The organism is Haloferax profundi, assembly GCF_001469865.1.
Lineage (GTDB): Archaea > Halobacteriota > Halobacteria > Halobacteriales > Haloferacaceae > Haloferax > Haloferax profundi.
In genome coordinates, this window is sequence record NZ_LOPV01000258.1 from 1 (window position 1) to 539 (window position 539).

The 539-nt window shown below is 57.5% G+C and carries 1 pseudogene; it reads right to left on the minus strand.

From position 1 onward, the window contains the following. Positions 1-539, minus strand: a pseudogene (locus AUR66_RS22000) (hypothetical protein); the annotation flags it as partial.

Consider the following 539-nt stretch of genomic DNA (forward strand, 5'->3'; position numbering starts at 1 on the left):
TCTGGGTTCGGTTGCCGATTGCTGTCTCAGTTGTCTTCTCTAATCGCACTTCGATGTCGGCTTCGAGTGTGAGCGTCGTACTCCACGCCTCGTCGAGTTGGTACTCGATTTCGGGCGTATGAATTCCCGAAGACTGAGCGACGACGTCGTCACCTGCCTTCAGCCGAACATCTGTGATTTCGTCGTCGACGAGAGTCCACGATACATCCGAGTTGTTCGATTGATTCCCATTCGGGATGCGAACACGATAATCGACGAATCCACGGACAGTACCGTCGGGGGCGACGTAAAGCGGCATGTCGCCTGTCTCAATGTGTCCCCGCGTGGACGGGTGGACAGCAAAGAGTGTGGCGTGTGCGTCCTTGATGAAGACGCCATCGTCGAGAGAAGCGTGCTCTGGATGCAGCGACGTCTGTGAATCACCGGCGTCCAAGTCATCGAAATCATTGCGCGTCCACGTGGCTGCGGTCGCAGGCGGGCGTGTGAACGTGATGTCCGTGCCGTTTGCGAGTTGGTGAATCGCGGTCCGGTTCTCGCCG